This is a genomic window from Martinezella hainanensis, from assembly GCF_900094555.1.
Lineage (GTDB): Bacteria > Pseudomonadota > Alphaproteobacteria > Rhizobiales > Rhizobiaceae > Rhizobium > Rhizobium hainanense.
The window spans coordinates 489,641-506,466 of record NZ_FMAC01000002.1; the positions used below are offsets into that span (position 1 = coordinate 489,641).

Here is a 16,826-nt window from a genome sequence, read left to right on the forward strand (position 1 = left end):
CACGCGTACATAAGCGTGCGCCCACATTTCTCCACCTTGAAACGATTCTAAACTGGAGCTATACGCGCCTTCCCGGTCGTCGTGCCGATATGAGCGTTGATGGTTGGAGTTCCAAAGCTCCTCCCGTGCAGGCGGTTTTCCGTTCTGTATACGAATGCCGTGTCGGGAGACGGGTAGGTTTATGGAGTATAGCTCAGTGGTAGAGCGCCGGATGTTTGTCCGGAGGTCGTGGGTTCGAATCCCGCTGCACCGACCAAATGGATAGCTCAATTGGTTAGAGCATCAGGTTTACACCCTGAGGGTAGAAGGTTCGAATCCTTTCTCAATCGCAGGCCGAAAGGTCTGCACCAGCCAGTCACGCTGTTTACCTTTGATGGTCTGGGGACCGGAATGCGCAAGTTCGGATATCCGCGCGATCTCAAGGGATTGCCCGAATGGAAGGACGAGCGCCGGGATTATGGGCTCGATTGGCGTTGAAGATTTCGCCGTGCACCGACCAGTGAGGAGGAAGCCTCCAAAGCCGTCGGGATACTGCACGATCCGCTCCTCGCAAATCCGCCCGTCGTCGCTGCCACCGGTCTCCGGATCTCGATGATCGGCACATGAAACGAAACACGAAAGGAACATCGGTTTATGACGTAGCGCATGCCGAAGGAGTAAGAACAATGATGACATTTCTCGATAAGATCTTGGGGCGCAAGCGCGTCCTCGTAAAGGAAAACGAACGTCTGCTTGCCCTGCATAAGGGTGCGATCCTGGGCATTTTCGGACCGGGTCAGCACGTGTTGCCGAACCGCGATAATAGCCTTGACGTTTTCCGCTATGACTTGACCAATCCGATTTTCGCGTCGGTCTACGAGAAGGCGTTGTTCGAAAAGCTCCCGGAGGTTGCCGAGCATCATTTGACCGTATTCCGTACCGATGTCGGCCAGGTTGTCGTCATCGAGCGCGATGGCGCAATCTACGCCACACTTGGTCCGAGCCAGAAGCTTGTTGTCTGGAAGGAAGCAGGCCCGTGGAAGGAAATAGGTGTCGATACCGCGGACGAACTTTCCGTTGATCGCGTTCTGGCACGTCGCCTTGGACTGGCGCGGAAGCACGAGTTCATCGCGAGCTACGCCGTGCTCGAAGGGCAGGTAGGTCTGCTGTTCGTCGACGGCATCTATCTGCGAACGCTTGATCCGGGCATGCACACCTTCTGGAACGTCGGCAAGGCGCTGCAGGTCAAGATCGTGGATCTAAAGCGTCAGTCGCTTGATGTTGCCGGACAGGAACTCCTGACGAAGGATCGCGTGACGATCCGCGTCAACATCTCGGCGGATTACCGCGTGGTCGATCCGGTCAAGGCTGTTGGCTCCGTCAAGGATTTCGCGGATGCGCTCTATCGTGCGCTGCAACTGGCGTTTCGCCGGACGCTCGGCACGATGACGCTGGACCAGATTCTGGAGCGCCGTGTCTCCATCAATACCGAAGCGGCCGAAAAGGTACGCGAGGACATGATGGCGATCGGTGTGGAGATCTCGGATATCGAGCTCAAGGATGTTATCCTGCCGGGCGATATGCGTGAGATCCTGAACCAGGTGGTTGCGGCTGAAAAGCAGGCGGAAGCCAATGTGATCCGCCGCCGTGAGGAAACGAACGCGACGCGTTCGCTGCTCAACACGGCCAAGGTCATGGCGGAGCATCCGGTCATGCTGCGTCTGAAGGAACTCGAAGCTCTGGAATCGATCGCCGGCAAAGTGGATAACCTGACGATCCACAACGGCACGAGCGGCTTGATGAACGATCTCGTCAAGCTTCGCGACGTTTGACGCCAATTGTGAGGAGGGCCGTCCGGAAATCCGGACGGCCCTTTTTCACATGCCAATATTCCGCCCAGTCGCCATCACATTTTGGACCGAAATACGATCATAAATTGCAGCGAGCCGCTTGGTCTCCTCCTCTGCAACCGAATCGGAAGGTCTCTTCATGCTCAAGCAAGTCACGACGATCCTGCTCCTCAGCGTGTCATCTCCAGCGATTGCGCTGGCGGCCGACAATGGGGCCATTCGATCCATTATCCTGTCCTCGGGCGGCCTGGCGCAGGTTTCCAGATCGGCGGACATCAATACCGACGGCGTGATCCGGATCGAGGTTCCCCTTGATCAGGTCGACGACATCCTGAAGAGCCTTGTGGTCAACGGATCTGCAGGTTCTGTGGCCGGCATGTCGCTGGCGGGGCCGCGGCCGTTGCAGGAAACCTTCAAGGGCCTGCCGTTCAGTCTGGAAGCGCTCTCATCCGTGCCGTCGCTTCTGACATCGCTGCAGGGCGGCAAGGTATCGGTCACCAGCGGCGGCAAGACGGTTGAGGGCAGCATCCTTGGCATCGAGACGAGGAAGGTCGACGAGAAAACGACGGTGCCCTTGCTCACTGTCATCGACAAGGATGGCGCGGTGGAGACGCTGGCGCTCGGCGAGGATGCGTCGGTCCGGCTCGACGATCCCGACATGCGGGCAAAGCTCGGCAAGGCGGCGGCAGCCATTGCCCGCGGCAAGAACGATCGCACCCGCGCCATCGATATCAAGGTGAACGGCGTGAAGAACAGCGGCGATATCGGCCTGACCTACGTCGTCCCGTCGCCGATCTGGAAAACCGCCTACAAGGTCGTCTTCGAGGGAAATGACAAGGCACGCCTGCAGGCATGGACGGTGCTGGAAAATGCCAGCGGCGAGGATTGGAAGGGCGTCAAGCTGACGCTAACCTCGGCCGAGCCGGTCACGCTGAAGCAGGGTCTGCATCAACTCTATTGGCGCGAGCGGCAGGAAGTGCCTGTCAACACTGCGTCGAACAATGTGCCCGATCCCGACAGCGGCGATCTGTCCAACCGGCGGCGCCTGGCTTCGAGTGCCGAGGCGCCGGCAATGCCCGCTCCGCAACGAGCGATGAAGAGTGCAGCCGGAAAAATGGCCGACGCGCAGGCCTACGCGAATGACGAATTGGCACGGCCTGCCGAGCCGATGCAAGTTGCCGCCGGAAATCCGACCACGGCAACCGAAAGCGATATTTCCGCCACCTTCGAACTTCCGGGAACTCATGACCTTGCCAATGGCGATACCTTGTCGGTGCCGATCATGGATGCGGATGTGGAAGCCGATATGGTGGATATGTATCGGGCCGGCAGCGCCTATCGCAATCCGATCGCCGCCGTGATGCTGAAGAACACCACCGGCGTCAGCATGCCGGCGGGAATTCTGACGCTTTATGACAGCAAGACCGGCTATATCGGCGATTCCCAGCTCTCGGCGCTGCCGAAGGACGACACGCGGCTTGCCAGCTTTGCCACCGATCGCAAGGTGTCGATCAGCGAGCAGCAGACGCCGACGGAGGAGATCGCCTCTCTGAAGGTTTCCGATGGCGTGATGAATGCAGTCGTTAAATATCGTCAAACGACGACATACACGGTTTCGGGTGCGCTCGACGGCGAGCGGACCGTCATCGTCGAGCATCCGGTCAAGGACGGCTGGACATTCTCCTCGGCTGAAGGCTTCGGCAAGACGGCGACGCATCAGCGGCTCAAGGTCGTTGTGCCCGCCGGCGCCGAGAAGACATTGACGGCGGTCGATGAACAGCTTCAGAGCAACAGCTACGCTTTGGTCGATGCGGAGCCGGACACGCTGCTCGGATGGTCTGCTTCGACACATGACAAGGCGCTGATGGACAAGCTCGCAAACTTGGCGGACGCGCGCAAAAGACAGGTCGCGGTCCAGAACGATCTGGAGAGCCTCGACGGCGAAATAGAAAAGACCACCGGTGAACAAGAACGGATAAGACAAAATCTCGGTGCCGTACCCGATAATAGCGATCTGAAGAAACGCTATTTGAAGGCCCTGTCGGACAGCGAGGATCAGATCGCTGCGCTGAACGAAAGGCGCACTACGATGCAGGCAGAAAGCGATCGTCGCGGCGATGACGTGGCGGAGATCATCAGGACATTCTGATTGCCTGGAAATTTCTCATGCCAACGAGATCAAAAAGATAAGAGCCGCCCGGTCGGGCGGCTCTCATGCTTTCTCTATCTGTTATCCAGCTGCGATCGCACCAGCTTCAGTCCCTTTTCCGAGATCCGGTAGGGTTGGCCGTCAGTGGACCGGATGGCCTTCAGGCGTCTGAGCCTGCGAAAGAGCTCGATGTTGAAATCGGGATAAAGCCAGCCGTCGCGGGTGTAGCAACTGGCGGTCTCGATCTTCTTTTTTTCAGTGCGTTCGAGTTCGATGCGCCCGCCCTGGGCGAGCAGGTGGAGAATGCGCTGTTCCGCGCGTGAAATATCCATTGGGAGTCAGAATCCGTAAAGCGCCAAAGGGCGCAACAAAACGATCCGAAGCTTCCCTCAAGGGAAGTCGGGGCTTCGTTTTTTCAGGCCCGGCACGCAAGAGAACTTGCGAGCGAGGCCTTTACCGGGTCTGACAAAAGGTGGACATAAAAACTCCGTAGGCGCCTCTCTCTAAAGCAGGTTGCGCCCAGCAGTCAAGGTTCAACCTCACGGCTGCCTTTTACCATTAGCTAAAATGATGCGTCCCACCGCTGGCAAAAGCCTTTCGCCGGTGCTTTACTGTTTCCAAATGGCGGGGGCCTGATGATCCACATTCGCAATGCCCATGAAGGTGAAACCGCGGTGTTGGCAAGCATCGGCCTGCGCTCCTGGCAAAAGGCCATGGCTGCGATCGGCGGCACCGGCGAGCTACTGGAAAGCGCCAGCGAGGCCTTTGAAAATTTCACCCGCAATCTCTGGCTGACAATTACAGTCATTGAGCTGAACGGCGAGGCTGTGGGATGGGCGGCGCGCGAAGCGCTTGACGAGGCGATCTCCGATTTCTGGATCGATCCGGATTTCATAAGGCGTGGTCTGGGTTCGGCGCTTCTTGCACGGATCGAACAGGACGTGCGCGAACAGGGGCTGGAGAAAGTTTCGCTGCAGAGCCATGCGGGCAACACCGATGCCATCGCCTTCTTCAGGGCGCGCGGCTATGAGATCCGCTGGCTGTCGATCGTCTATTCCCCGAAGCTCGACAGCGACGTGCCGACCGTTGGCCTTTCGAAAACATTGGTCGATGACAGCGACGGTGCCTACGGCCCGGGCATATAGCGCGCTGTCGATGCCGAAAGCCTTGCGCCGCCTCGCCAATTGCTCTACCTCACAAAGTTCAGAAGAACAGCATTTCAAGAGCTTCCAATGACCCTTGTCGACGTCCGCACGCCAGATCCGAAACGCTTCATCCCCGGTGCCACCGGCGATTGGGAAATCGTTATCGGCATGGAAGTCCATGCCCAGGTGTTGAGCAATTCCAAGCTCTTCTCCGGTGCCTCGACCGAGTTCGGCAAGCCGCAGAATTCCAACGTGTCGCTCGTTGATGCCGCAATGCCCGGCATGCTGCCCGTCATCAACGAGGAATGCGTCAAGCAGGCCGTGCGCACGGGTCTCGGCCTGAAGGCGCAGATCAACAATCGTTCGATCTTCGACCGCAAGAACTATTTCTATCCCGACCTGCCGCAGGGCTATCAGATCTCGCAGTTCAAGGACCCGATCGTCGGCGAGGGTAAGATCGTGATTTCGCTCGGTCCGGACCGTCAGGGCCAGTTCGAGGATATCGAGATCGGCATCGAGCGCCTGCATCTGGAACAGGATGCCGGCAAGTCGCTGCACGACCAGCACGCCACCATGTCCTATGTCGACCTGAACCGCTCCGGCGTCGCGCTGATGGAAATCGTCTCCAAGCCGGATATCCGCTCGTCCGACGAGGCGAAGGCCTACATGACGAAGCTGCGCTCGATCGTGCGCTACCTCGGCACCTGCGACGGCAACATGGACGAAGGCTCGATGCGCGCCGACGTCAACGTCTCGGTTCGCCGCCCCGGCGGCGAATTCGGCACGCGCTGCGAAATCAAGAACGTCAACTCCATCCGCTTCATCGGTCAGGCGATCGAGTATGAAGCGCGCCGCCAGATCGGCATTCTGGAAGACGGTGGCACGATCGACCAGGAAACCCGCCTGTTCGATCCGAGCAAGGGCGAAACGCGTTCGCTGCGCACCAAGGAAGATGCGCATGACTACCGCTATTTCCCCGATCCGGATCTGCTGCCGCTCGAGTTTGACGACGCTTTCGTCAAGGAGCTCGCCGAGCATCTGCCGGAATTGCCTGACGACAAGAAGGAGCGTTTCGTCCGCGAACTCGGCCTCTCGATCTACGACGCTTCCGTGCTCGTTTCGGAAAAGGCGATTGCCGATTATTTCGAGGCCGTTGCCGCTGGTCGCGACGGCAAGATGGCGGCCAACTGGGTCATCAACGACCTCTTGGGCGCTCTGAACAAAACCGGCAAGGACATTGAAGAGACTCCGGTTTCGCCCGCCCAGCTCGGCGCGATCATCGATCTCATCAAGGCCGAAACCATCTCCGGCAAGATCGCCAAGGATCTGTTCGAAATCGTGCTCAACGAGGGCGGTGATCCCGCCGAGATCGTCGAGGCACGCGGCATGAAGCAGGTCACCGACACCGGCGCGATCGAAAAGGCCGTGGATGAAATCATCGCCGCCAACCCGGATCAGGTTGCCAAGGTCAAGGCCAAGCCGACGCTTGCCGGCTGGTTCGTCGGCCAGGTGATGAAGTCGACTGGCGGCAAGGCCAATCCGCAGGCCGTGCAGGCGCTGGTCAAGGCCAAGCTCGGCATCGAAGAGGAATAAGCGGTGTTCTTCGTCCGCACCGCCAGCGAGCAGGATCTCGAAAAGGTCCGCGCTCTGCTCGGCGAGACCTGGCATGCGACCTATGACCGAATCTTCGGTCCGGAAAAGGTGAGCGAGCTGCACGCATCCTGGCATTCGCCGGCCTCGTTGAAGGCGCGGCTGGCGAACAAGAACTCCGAATTCCTGGTGGCCGATGACGGACGGACGATCGGCGGCATGGGCTACGCTGCCATGTCCAAGGAAATGACGAAAACCGTCATGCTCTACATGCTCTATGTCAGCCCGAAACATCAGCGGCAGGGCATCGGCCGCGATATCTTCGCCGAACTGGAGACCTGCTTCCCGGACGCAGAGATCATGCGTCTCGAAGTCGACCCGCAGAACGAACCGGCGATTGCCTTCTACAAGGCGCACGGTTTCGTCGAGGTCGGCCGCTCGGACAATAGCGGGCAGGGGCAATCGGGCTTGCCGACGCTGATATTCGAGAAACCGCTGGCTACGCAGTAGCCGGCTGGCCTTGAGCCATGCTTCCATATTGAGCGTGGAAGTCGACGATCAGGGCAAGAAGTTCTTCGCGCGTCACGTTGAGATCTGCCGTCGCTATGTAGACATGCTGAGTTCCATCAGCCTTGTCTCGGATACGAAGTCTTGCGGCAGGCGTCGTTTGCTCGATGTGCGTTCCGGATCGAAGCCAAAGTTTGATGCGTCGCTTATCGCGATGCTCCGTTAGGGTGGGACTGCCGGGAATGGTGACCGTTCCGTAGATTCGGGATGCGATAAATAACCGGAGCATGCCGCGAAATAGAAAGCGGCTTTGCTCGGCTTGCCAGCCATTGTTTTCTATTGGCGGCGCCAGATCGATACGCTCAATTGCCGCCCAAGGGATCGTTGCCTGCCCAAATCTGTTATCGGTGAGGCCCTCTGGGCTGATGATCAGAACGGTTTTCCGCGTCCACTGCATGATCTTGGAAAACCCCAGAAAGGCAAAGAAGGCGCTGGCCGCAAAAGCCAGAAATAGCACAAGATGGATGCCTGCACTGCCTCGCGGGAGTAGGGACATAAAGCCAACGAGTGCCGTTAAAAAAGTGAGGAGAGCCGTCTTGAGATGGACCTCCGGCATAAAATATTCAAACGTGTATGTTTCAGTCGCCGCCATTTGGCATTTCCAGTTTGCTCGTCATCGCAAACAAAGACTTAGGTAGAATGCATTGTCCTCACAAGAACTACTTATCCGCGAAGCGAAAGAATCCGACCTTCCTTCCCTGATCGGCCTTTTCGCCGCCGACACCATGGGCGGTCATGGTGATACGAACGACCCCTCTGCCCATGACGATTATCTGCGAGCCTTTCGCGCCATCACGGCATCGTCCGACCAGACGCTTTATGCCGCCGAACTAGGCGGCGAGATTGTCGGCACCTTCCAGACGATCGTCGTCACCTCGCTGCACGGGCGGGGATCATCTGCGATGATTATCGAGTCGGTCCAGACGCGTGGCGATATGCGCGGGCAGGGGATCGGGGCTGCGATGATCAATTTCTGCATCGACGAGGCAAAAGGCCGCGGCATGAAGATGGTGCAGCTGACCTCGAATGCGGTCCGCAAGGATGCCCATCGCTTCTATGAGAGACTGGGTTTCAAGCCGACGCATCTGGGCTTCAAGATGGCATTGAAATGAGGCCGTTTGCCTGCTGGAATCACTGGACAAGCCGGTCCGGTGGCGGCATAAGCAAACTATCGAATTCTGGTATCGCTCGCCCCTCAGCGGGTATCGAGGAAAAGACATGTGGAATTTCATCGTACAGACATTTACCTGGTGGAACGGTCAGACCATGGGCACGCGCTTTGCGACCTGGCGTTTTGGCAAGCGTGTCGGCGAGGATGAATTCGGCAACGTCTATTACGAAGGTGGCACGTCCTCCTACGGCCTTCCGAAGCGCTGGGTGATCTACAAGGGCTATGCCGAAGCTTCGGCCATTCCCCCAGGCTGGCATGGCTGGATGCATCACCGCACCGACGTACCTCCCTCCAAGGAAAACTACGCCGTCAAGGACTGGCAGAAGGAACATCGCGCTAATCCCACAGGTTCGCCGCAGGCCTATCGACCGCCGGGCTCTCTCGCCGTTGCCGGTGAGCGTCCGCGCGTGACTGGCGACTACGACGCCTGGACGCCCGGCAACTGAGCCGAGAAGCCGGCTCGTCCTTTGGCCACAATTGGGCTTTAGGCGCGACATATGCCGGCTTTTGCTCGGCGCCTTGACCGAGACCAAGCGGAGAGTGGCGGATATGATGGTTTTCACGCGGAGCGCTTCTTTGCGTGCACTGGCCGTAGCCGGCGTTGCCCTCGTAGCGGGCATCATGGCAGCTCCCGTTGCCGAGGCTGCCCGCATCGCAAATCCGGTCGCCGTTTTCTCCGGCCTCGATAAGATCACCGGTCGCATCACCACTTTCGACGTCTACATCAACGAGACCGTGCAGTTTGGCGCTCTGCAGGTAACGCCGCGTGCCTGCTATTCACGCGACGATACCGAGCAGCAGAAGGTGGATGGTTTCGTCGAGGTGGATGAAATTACGCTCGATCGCCGTATTCGCCGCATCTTCACCGGCTGGATGTTTGCCGACAGCCCAGGTCTCAACGCCGTCGAGCACCCGATCTATGACGTCTGGCTGAAAGAGTGCAAGCAGAAGTCGGACGTACCGGCGCCGGATACTGCCGGCGCTGGCGCGAAGTAATCGCTTTCAAGACATAACAGCAGATTTGTATAACCCGCAGAAGCCTTGCCTCTGCGGGCATAGTTTAGCCTCGCTCCCGATTGGTCGCTGCTTCTCCTATCGCCTGCCGGTCTACGACCTCTGAAAGGTCGAGGGTGATCCTCATGCCGTCTTTCGGGCGGTGTCGCAGGAAATCGCTGCGATCCGGATGGGCTTTCAATTTAGCTCCATCCTTGAGAGCTTGGAGTCGCGACCGTGAGATTGCCAGTTCCGACGCCAGCAGACGATCAAGACGAAGGTTGACCGGGAATTCGACTGATATCTCGATTTCCAACAGCCCCCAATGTCTTGCCTCCTGCACCATCTCTTTCCAGATGGTCGCATCCGGCGGTTCTTCGACGCGCTTGGCGTTCCGCTTCAACCCGTCAAGATCGAATTCTTGCGCTCGCACCCAATCCGGATCGCTATGTTGCAGTGCCTCAAGCGTGGAGGGGGAGAGATCTTGAACTGTCCGCCGCTCGAAGAGCGTCCGGTTCCAGGTCTTGTCGCAATTAATGCATTTATAAACGAGCCAGGCATCAAGCCGCTTGCCATTGGCATTGAGCCTGACCTTGCCGCTCGATCTGAAGGGTCTCTGACATCCGCAGCCGCTGCAGGCGATCCATGGCTGGGGAGATGTTTTCGGCGAAATGGTCCAACGGACCTGAAGAATATTGCACATACCGTCTTGGTCTTCCGTCTGGAAGTCCACCAAGCTGGCGGTGAGACAGGCCCGTCAGGGCACGGTATGGCGATGTTGCGGGACGGCTGAAGAGCTGAGACAGCGGCTGCTGCACTAGGCGCGTTTTGACAATGCCAAACCGGTCTCAGGCCATCACCCGATGGACATGAATATGCACCGGGAGGCGTTATGCCGCCCCGATGCACTGGGTGATTTGGATGAGACCGGTATTTACGACGGCAAAGTGGAACCTCTACGCACCAAAGCTCTTCGCGAGCAGGGATAGCAGACCACAATCAGGATTTGAAGATGCAAAGAACGTCAGGCCTGGATTGCTTCACGCGTCGGTATTCCCTTTCCGGCGAAACAGACCAAGGATCTTGCGTCCGGCCGCGACAACACCCGCCAGCACGACGATGAGGCCTTTCTTCAGCGCGAGAAGGGCAACGCCGAAGCTCTTGAAGAAGCCGAGAACGATCGCAAGGAAACCAAGCTTTGCCGCGATCTTCACGCCGGCGCCGGCGGCGATCATGCCCGCCATGCTGTAGGCCGCGATCTTGTCGCCATTGGCAAAATCGGCATAGCGTTTGCCGCTGTCATATTGCACGGTGTTGATGACGTTGGGGATGGCGGCATTGATTTCCTGCAGCTGATCCAGCCCGGCAACGAAATCGAGTTCGGTGACGCCTTCGCGCCCCAGCACGCGCACGGAATAGTTCAGCGTGTGGCCGGCGTTCGGGTCCTTGCCGAAGATCAGATCGCGCGCCCAGTGCAGGGCATGCGTCGCTTTGTCGTAATGCGGTGGCTCCGCCCAGCCGACCAGCGTGATCGGATCGAAGCCCTGCTGTTCGCGCGCGGGGTTTGCTTCCTTGATCGCCGCCTGGATTTTCTTCAGCAGATCGTCGTAATCAGTCGATGCGGCATCCTCGTCGGAGACATAACCGCTGCCGTCATAGTCGATGACCGAGCCCCAGGAATGCGGGTCGGTCGGCGGATACTTCGCCGGGAAGATCATGCCGAGCGGACTGCCGACCGAATCTTCCGGATTGCCCCACAGCTCGACCAGCACCTTCTTCGAATCCTGCGGATTGAGATAGTAGAACTGGTCGGAGACGTTCAGCGTTGCATTTGCTCCGGAAAGCTTGATCGCGCCCTGCTGGAAATCCAGTGTTTTCAGTACGGTGCCTTCATCGCCCGCAGGCGGCTCAGCTCCGAACATATCATGGAATGATTTGGCGTCGGCTTGCGTCGTGATCGTCAACGCGGCGAGAAAGACAATTGCAATATGATTCTTCACTATTCTACCCTCGGCTGTTGTGCCGAACTTAGGGCAGTCCTGCCTGGAATCAATTCATCTCGGGTAGATTTCCACCGTCGGAGAAGCTGAGATTGGGCGATTCCATCGCCTTTTCCAACATCGTGGAATAGGCATCCTTCGGTACGTCGATCGCACCGAATGTCTTCAGGTGCTCGGTGGTGAATTGGGTGTCGAGCAGGGTGAAGCCGCGTTCGCGCAGACGTTGGACGAGATAGACGAGACAGATCTTGGAAGCGTCCGTGCGGCGGGAAAACATGCTTTCCCCGAAGAAGGCGGACCCCAGCGAAACGCCGTAGAGACCGCCGACAAGCCTATCGCCGTCCCAGGCCTCGACGGAATGGGCGTGGCCGAGATGGTGCAGGGTGGCATAGAGCGAGCGGATCGTATCATTGATCCAGGTGCTGGGGCGGTTGCTCGTCTCTTCGGCGCAGGCAGCGATCACTGCCTCGAAATCCGTGTCGAAGCGGATGTGGAAGGGGTTTTGGCGGATCTTCTTGGCGAGGCTCTTGGAGACGTGAAACGTATCGAGCGGGATGATGCCCCGCAATTCCGGCTCGACCCAGAAGATTTCCGGGTCGTCTGCCGATTCAGCCATCGGGAAAAGGCCGATGGAATAGGCGCGCAACAAAATCTCCGGGGTAATGCCGGGACGTTTGCCGCGCGCTCCGGGCACAGGCTAGGCCGATGTCTTCGCCAGGTAGTTTTCCAGCCAATGGATATCGTAATCGCCGTTGGCGATATCCTGATTGGAAACCAGATCCTGGAAGAGCGGCAGGGTGGTCTTGATGCCGTCCACCACGAATTCGTCGAGCGCGCGGCGCAGGCGCATCATGCATTCGACGCGGGTGCGCCCATGCACGATCAGCTTGCCGATCAGGCTGTCGTAGTAGGGAGGGATCTTGTAACCCTGATAGGCACCGGAATCGATACGAACGCCAAGGCCGCCAGGCGCATGGAAATGCGTGATCGTGCCGGGCGAGGGGACGAAGGTGCGGGCATCTTCGGCATTGATGCGGCATTCGATGGCATGGCCATGGAAATGCACTTCATCCTGCGTCACCGAGAGACCGCCGCCGGAGGCAACGCGGATCTGCTCGTGCACGAGGTCGATGCCGGTAATGGCTTCCGTGACCGGATGTTCCACCTGCAGGCGGGTGTTCATTTCGATGAAATAGAACTCGCCGTTCTCGTAGAGGAACTCGATCGTGCCGGCGCCGCGGTACTTCAGCTTCTTCATCGCGTCGGCGCAGATCTTGCCGATCTTCATGCGCTGCTCGACGTTGAGAGCCGGAGAGTTGGCTTCTTCCCAAACCTTCTGGTGGCGGCGCTGCAGCGAGCAGTCGCGTTCGCCGAGATGGATCGCATTGCCTTCGCCGTCACCGAACACCTGGATTTCGATGTGGCGCGGCTTGCCGAGGTACTTTTCCATGTAGACGGATTCGTTGCCGAAGGCGGCTGCGGCCTCCGTGCGGGCCGTCGACCAGGCCTCGATCAGGTCTTCTTCCGTGCGGGCGACCTTCATGCCACGGCCGCCGCCGCCGGCGGTTGCCTTGATGAGCACCGGATAGCCGATCTCGCGCGCCGTCTTCAGCGCCTCCTCCTCGGTCTTCACTTCGCCGTCGGAGCCGGGAACAACCGGAATGCCGAGCTGCTGTGCCGTGGTCTTGGCGGTGATCTTGTCGCCCATGATGCGGATATGCTCCGCCGTCGGGCCGATGAAGGTGATGCCGTGCGCATCGAGAATATCGGCGAACTTGGCATTTTCCGAAAGGAAGCCATAGCCGGGATGCACGGCGTCAGCGCCGGTGATTTCACAAGCGGCGACAATCTGGTGGATGTTGAGATAGCTGTCGCGCGACGGCGGCGGGCCGATGCAAACGCTTTCATCCGCCAGGCGCACATGCATCGCGTCGCCATCAGCGGTCGAATGCACCGCAACGGTCGCAATGCCAAGCTCCTTGCAGGCGCGCAGCACGCGCAGAGCGATCTCTCCGCGGTTGGCTATGAGAATCTTCGAAATAATGGGCATGGGCCGACCTTACTCGATGACGACCAGGGCTTCGCCGTACTCGACCGGACGGCCGTCCTGAACGAGGATTTCGGTAACCGTACCGGACTTCGGCGCCGGAATCTGGTTCATCGTCTTCATTGCTTCGATGATCAGCAGCGTCTGGCCTTCCTTGACGGCTGCGCCGACCTGAATGAAGGCAGCAGAGCCTGGTGCCGGCGCCAGATACGCGGTGCCGACCATCGGCGCGCTGACGACGTTGTCGGGATTGCGGGTCTTGCCTGCGGGAGCGGCGGCGGCCGGCGCTGCTGCAACGGCAGCAGGAGCGGCGTAAGCGGCCGGCGCAGCAATCGGAGCCTGGACATATTGGGTCGTGCCGGCACGCGACACGCGGATGCGCAGATCTTCCTGTTCGACTTCGATCTCGGTCAGATCCGTGTCGTTGAGAATATTGGCGAGATCGCGAATCAGCGCCTGGTCGATACCCGATTTCTTTTCAGCCATTGGATTTCTTGCCCTGTATTTTTGTTATTGGGTGATGGATTTAAGCGCATGAAGCGCCAGGATGTAGCCATAAGGTCCGAAACCGCAGATCATGCCCTTTGCAGCGGGCGCGATCATCGATTTGTGCCGGAATTCTTCGCGTGCGTGGATATTGGAGATATGCACCTCCACCACGGGAATGGAGATGGCGCGGATCGCATCATGCAGCGCGATCGACGTATGACCATAGGCGCCGGGATTGATTGCGACGCCGACGGCCTTGTCGCCAGCTTCGTGCATCCAGTCGACCAGCACGCCTTCGTGATTGCTCTGGCGGAAATCGACGATGAAGCCCAGGCTTTCACCGGCGGACTTGCAGTCGGCTTCGATATCCTTGAGCGTCTTGCCGCCATAGATGCCCGGCTCGCGCTTGCCGAGAGCATTCAAATTGGGTCCGTTAAGGACGAAAATAGTTTGCGCCATCAGAGGTTCCGTCAAAGTGCAGCGCAACCTATAGACTCCCAAGGCTCTGTAGGAAAGCCCTGGTGCGAAGGTTGCGTGCCTCTAGGTGTGGAAACGCCGTGATTTTGGCATTTTTGCGCCATGCCATGCCGCGGCGTCGTTCCGAAGCTCTCAAAAAAGCGGATAGGCTCTTTGCCTCCCCGCTTTTGAGGGTGGATTTTTGCGCTGTTCAGCAGCTCGTTTTGCCGCAGCTGCGAACGTTGGCGATCTTCTCCTTGATGGCATCGAGCCCGATCGCGCCGGAAACCATCTCGTTGCCGATGACATAGGCTGGCGTGCCGTTGACGCCAAGATCGGTGGCAAGCTGGTAGGTCGCCTTGATCATGTCGGTGTTCGGCGCTTTTGCCATTTCGGCGCGGATGGCGGCTTCGCTGACGCCGAGCGAGGTTGCGACCTCGATGGCGGTATCTTCGGAGGCGCGGCCGTCGCTGCTGAGCAGCTTGTGGTGGAATTCGGCATATTTTTCAGGCGCCAGCAGGCGGAACGCGCCGGAAACCCGGGACGCGGCAACCGAATCCTGACCGAGGATCGGGAATTCTTTCAGGACGAAGCGGACGTTCTTGTCTTGCTTCAGGAGCGTGTCCATGTCGCCGAGCGCGTGACGGCAATAGGTGCAGTTATAGTCGAAGAACTCGACGACGGTGATGTCACCCTTCGGATTGCCGATCGCCACGTCGTCCTTGGAGTTGAAGATCGCATCCTTGTTCTGGGTGATCACCTGGGACGACTGCGCAATGCGGGCCTCATCCTGCTTCTTTTCGAGCGCGGCCTGCGCATCCAGCAGCACCTCTGGATGCTCGACGAGATATTCCTTGATGAAATCCCCGATTTCCTTCTTCTGCTGGTCGTCCAGCGCGGCGGCCGGCTGGATGGTGGCGAAGGACGCTGTCAGGGCAATCGCCGAAACCGTCAGCAGGCTTTTGAAAGAAAAGGTCATTGGGTCCTCGTTTGGATCTGGGCGGAGACGTCATTCTCGGATGCGCCATAGCACCGCTGAGTTAACATCCGCAAATATGCGTCGACAATTTACGGTGCGTCCTTATTTCCAGAAACAGGAATTTTCACGGCAAAGCGGTAATCGCAGGATTGTGAACGAGCCGATATTGCGGCAAATGTCGCTTGCCTATCCGACCCGAGAGAGAATTGACCTTGTTTTCCCTATCCAAGCGCAGTGATGTCGAACCTTTTCATGCCATGGACGTGCTGGCGGAAGCGACGCGGCGACGCCAGGCCGGACACGCGGTCATCTCCATGGCTGTCGGTCAGCCGTCCCATCCCGCACCTCAGGCGGCTTTGGAGGCAGCACGCGCGGCTCTCGGTCATGGCCGCATCGGTTATACGGATGCGCTTGGCACTCTGGCTTTGCGGCAGGCACTCTCCGCCCATTACCAGGCACGCCACGGCCTGAGCATCGATCCGAAGCGCATTGCAATTACGACGGGCTCCTCGGCCGGCTTCAATCTTGCCTTCCTGACCTTGTTCGATGTCGGCGATAGCGTTGCCATCGCCCGGCCGGGCTACCCGGCCTATCGCAACATCCTGGCTGCACTCGGCCTGGATGTCGTCGAGGTCCCTGTCACCGAGGAAACGCAGTTTACGCTTACGCCCGAGAGCCTGGAGGCGGCACAGACTGCAAGCGGCAAGCGCCTGAAGGGCGTGCTGCTCGCAAGCCCCGCCAATCCCACAGGCACGGTGACGAGCAGGGCGGCTTTGAAGGCGCTGGCTGATTATTGTGCGGATCGCTCCATCGCCTTCATCTCCGACGAGATCTATCATGGGCTGACCTTCGTCGGCGAGGAGACGAGCGCGCTGGAGCTGACCGACGAGGCGATCGTCATCAACTCCTTCTCGAAATATTATTGCATGACCGGCTGGCGCATCGGCTGGATGGTCTTGCCGGAGCGGCTGGTCCGCCCGATCGAGCGCGTTGCCCAGAGCCTTTACATTTCAGCGCCGGAACTGTCGCAGATTGCGGCTGAGGCGGCGCTCGGCGCCGGTGCCGAGCTCGACGTCTACCGCGAGAGTTATGGCCGCAACCGCGATTTCCTCATGCGCCGGCTGCCGGAAATCGGATTCCGCATTGCTTCGCCGATGGACGGGGCCTTCTATGCCTATATCGATGTCAGGCGCTTTACGAATGACAGCATGGCATTCGCCCGAAAGATGCTGGCGGAGATCAATGTCGCTGCGACGCCCGGCCTCGATTTTGATCCCGTGGAAGGACACCGCGCGATGCGGATTTCCTATGCCGGCTCGAATGCAGAGATCGAAGAAGCCACCGAACGCATGGCCGCCTGGCTGAAATAGAATCCACAATCAATGGCTTGGGCAAACTTGCGAAAGCACTT

At 58.9% G+C, this 16,826-nt stretch carries 18 protein-coding genes and 1 tRNA gene; 10 read left to right on the plus strand and 9 right to left on the minus strand.

Features of this window, described 5'->3' with window-relative positions:
- Positions 1-255: 255 nt before the first annotated feature.
- The 3 genes from GA0061100_RS08725 to GA0061100_RS08735 all read left to right on the plus strand — a co-directional run bounded on the left by GA0061100_RS08725 (position 256) and on the right by GA0061100_RS08735 (position 3,978).
- A tRNA-Val gene (locus tag GA0061100_RS08725) sits at positions 256-325 on the plus strand.
- A gap of 340 nt (positions 326-665) precedes the next feature.
- Positions 666-1,811 carry a slipin family protein gene (locus GA0061100_RS08730; RefSeq protein WP_342195366.1) on the plus strand — a complete coding sequence of 382 codons (1,146 nt, stop codon included), beginning with the start codon at positions 666-668 and terminating at the stop codon, positions 1,809-1,811.
- A 157-nt stretch (positions 1,812-1,968) separates the two neighbouring features.
- Complete coding sequence (locus tag GA0061100_RS08735) at positions 1,969-3,978, plus strand: DUF4139 domain-containing protein (protein WP_075852317.1); 2,010 nt, start codon at positions 1,969-1,971, stop codon at positions 3,976-3,978.
- Positions 3,979-4,052: 74 nt separating this feature from the next.
- On the opposite strand, the gene GA0061100_RS08740 is transcribed toward GA0061100_RS08735, so the two are convergent.
- Entirely contained in the window at positions 4,053-4,310 is a 258-nt protein-coding gene (locus tag GA0061100_RS08740) for a YjhX family toxin (RefSeq protein WP_047627017.1), read from the minus strand.
- A 303-nt stretch (positions 4,311-4,613) separates the two neighbouring features.
- Here GA0061100_RS08740 and GA0061100_RS08745 point away from each other — a divergent pair, with 303 nt between their 5' ends.
- The 3 genes from GA0061100_RS08745 to GA0061100_RS08755 all read left to right on the plus strand — a co-directional run bounded on the left by GA0061100_RS08745 (position 4,614) and on the right by GA0061100_RS08755 (position 7,223).
- Positions 4,614-5,123, plus strand: coding sequence for a GNAT family N-acetyltransferase (locus tag GA0061100_RS08745; RefSeq protein ID WP_075852318.1), 510 nt, complete (start codon positions 4,614-4,616; stop codon positions 5,121-5,123).
- Between the two features lie 87 nt (positions 5,124-5,210).
- Complete coding sequence (gene gatB, locus GA0061100_RS08750; protein WP_075852319.1) at positions 5,211-6,716, plus strand: Asp-tRNA(Asn)/Glu-tRNA(Gln) amidotransferase subunit GatB; 1,506 nt, start codon at positions 5,211-5,213, stop codon at positions 6,714-6,716.
- A 3-nt stretch (positions 6,717-6,719) separates the two neighbouring features.
- Entirely contained in the window at positions 6,720-7,223 is a 504-nt protein-coding gene (locus GA0061100_RS08755) for a GNAT family N-acetyltransferase (protein ID WP_075852320.1), read from the plus strand.
- Here GA0061100_RS08755 and GA0061100_RS08760 read toward each other — a convergent pair.
- Entirely contained in the window at positions 7,213-7,872 is a 660-nt protein-coding gene (locus GA0061100_RS08760; protein ID WP_075852321.1) for a hypothetical protein, read from the minus strand. The genes GA0061100_RS08755 and GA0061100_RS08760 overlap by 11 nt on opposite strands.
- A gap of 52 nt (positions 7,873-7,924) precedes the next feature.
- Between GA0061100_RS08760 and GA0061100_RS08765 the strand changes: the two genes are divergently transcribed.
- The 3 genes from GA0061100_RS08765 to GA0061100_RS08775 all read left to right on the plus strand — a co-directional run bounded on the left by GA0061100_RS08765 (position 7,925) and on the right by GA0061100_RS08775 (position 9,447).
- The gene (locus GA0061100_RS08765; RefSeq protein WP_075852322.1) at positions 7,925-8,392 is read left to right on the plus strand and encodes a GNAT family N-acetyltransferase; all 468 of its coding nucleotides are present in this window, start codon (positions 7,925-7,927) and stop codon (positions 8,390-8,392) included.
- Positions 8,393-8,498: 106 nt separating this feature from the next.
- Positions 8,499-8,897: an NADH:ubiquinone oxidoreductase subunit NDUFA12 gene (locus tag GA0061100_RS08770; protein ID WP_075852323.1), complete on the plus strand. Its 399-nt coding sequence runs from the start codon at positions 8,499-8,501 to the stop codon at positions 8,895-8,897.
- Between the two features lie 103 nt (positions 8,898-9,000).
- Entirely contained in the window at positions 9,001-9,447 is a 447-nt protein-coding gene (locus tag GA0061100_RS08775; RefSeq protein ID WP_075852324.1) for a DUF2155 domain-containing protein, read from the plus strand.
- Positions 9,448-9,511: 64 nt separating this feature from the next.
- Here GA0061100_RS08775 and GA0061100_RS08780 read toward each other — a convergent pair whose 3' ends face one another.
- The 7 genes from GA0061100_RS08780 to GA0061100_RS08810 all read right to left on the minus strand — a co-directional run bounded on the left by GA0061100_RS08780 (position 9,512) and on the right by GA0061100_RS08810 (position 15,415).
- Positions 9,512-10,147, minus strand: a complete 636-nt coding sequence (locus GA0061100_RS08780) for a DUF1062 domain-containing protein (RefSeq protein ID WP_075852325.1) — start codon at positions 10,145-10,147, stop codon at positions 9,512-9,514.
- Between the two features lie 337 nt (positions 10,148-10,484).
- Positions 10,485-11,444 (minus strand): DUF2167 domain-containing protein, encoded by a 960-nt coding sequence (locus GA0061100_RS08785; RefSeq protein WP_075852326.1) that lies wholly within the window; start codon positions 11,442-11,444, stop codon positions 10,485-10,487.
- A 49-nt stretch (positions 11,445-11,493) separates the two neighbouring features.
- On the minus strand, positions 11,494-12,138 hold the full coding sequence (gene aat, locus GA0061100_RS08790) for a leucyl/phenylalanyl-tRNA--protein transferase (RefSeq protein ID WP_075852327.1): 645 nt from the start codon (positions 12,136-12,138) through the stop codon (positions 11,494-11,496).
- 3 nt (positions 12,139-12,141) lie between these two features.
- A complete protein-coding gene (accC, locus tag GA0061100_RS08795; RefSeq protein WP_083961301.1) occupies positions 12,142-13,494 on the minus strand; it encodes an acetyl-CoA carboxylase biotin carboxylase subunit in 1,353 nt (450 codons plus the stop codon).
- Positions 13,495-13,503: 9 nt separating this feature from the next.
- Positions 13,504-13,977: an acetyl-CoA carboxylase biotin carboxyl carrier protein gene (gene accB, locus GA0061100_RS08800; RefSeq protein WP_075852328.1), complete on the minus strand. Its 474-nt coding sequence runs from the start codon at positions 13,975-13,977 to the stop codon at positions 13,504-13,506.
- Between the two features lie 24 nt (positions 13,978-14,001).
- Positions 14,002-14,439 carry a type II 3-dehydroquinate dehydratase gene (gene aroQ, locus GA0061100_RS08805; RefSeq protein ID WP_075852329.1) on the minus strand — a complete coding sequence of 146 codons (438 nt, stop codon included), beginning with the start codon at positions 14,437-14,439 and terminating at the stop codon, positions 14,002-14,004.
- A gap of 208 nt (positions 14,440-14,647) precedes the next feature.
- Positions 14,648-15,415, minus strand: coding sequence for a DsbA family protein (locus tag GA0061100_RS08810; protein ID WP_075852330.1), 768 nt, complete (start codon positions 15,413-15,415; stop codon positions 14,648-14,650).
- Positions 15,416-15,627: 212 nt separating this feature from the next.
- Here GA0061100_RS08810 and GA0061100_RS08815 point away from each other — a divergent pair, with 212 nt between their 5' ends.
- On the plus strand, positions 15,628-16,785 hold the full coding sequence (locus tag GA0061100_RS08815; protein ID WP_075852642.1) for a pyridoxal phosphate-dependent aminotransferase: 1,158 nt from the start codon (positions 15,628-15,630) through the stop codon (positions 16,783-16,785).
- The last annotated feature ends 41 nt before the right edge of the window (positions 16,786-16,826 follow it).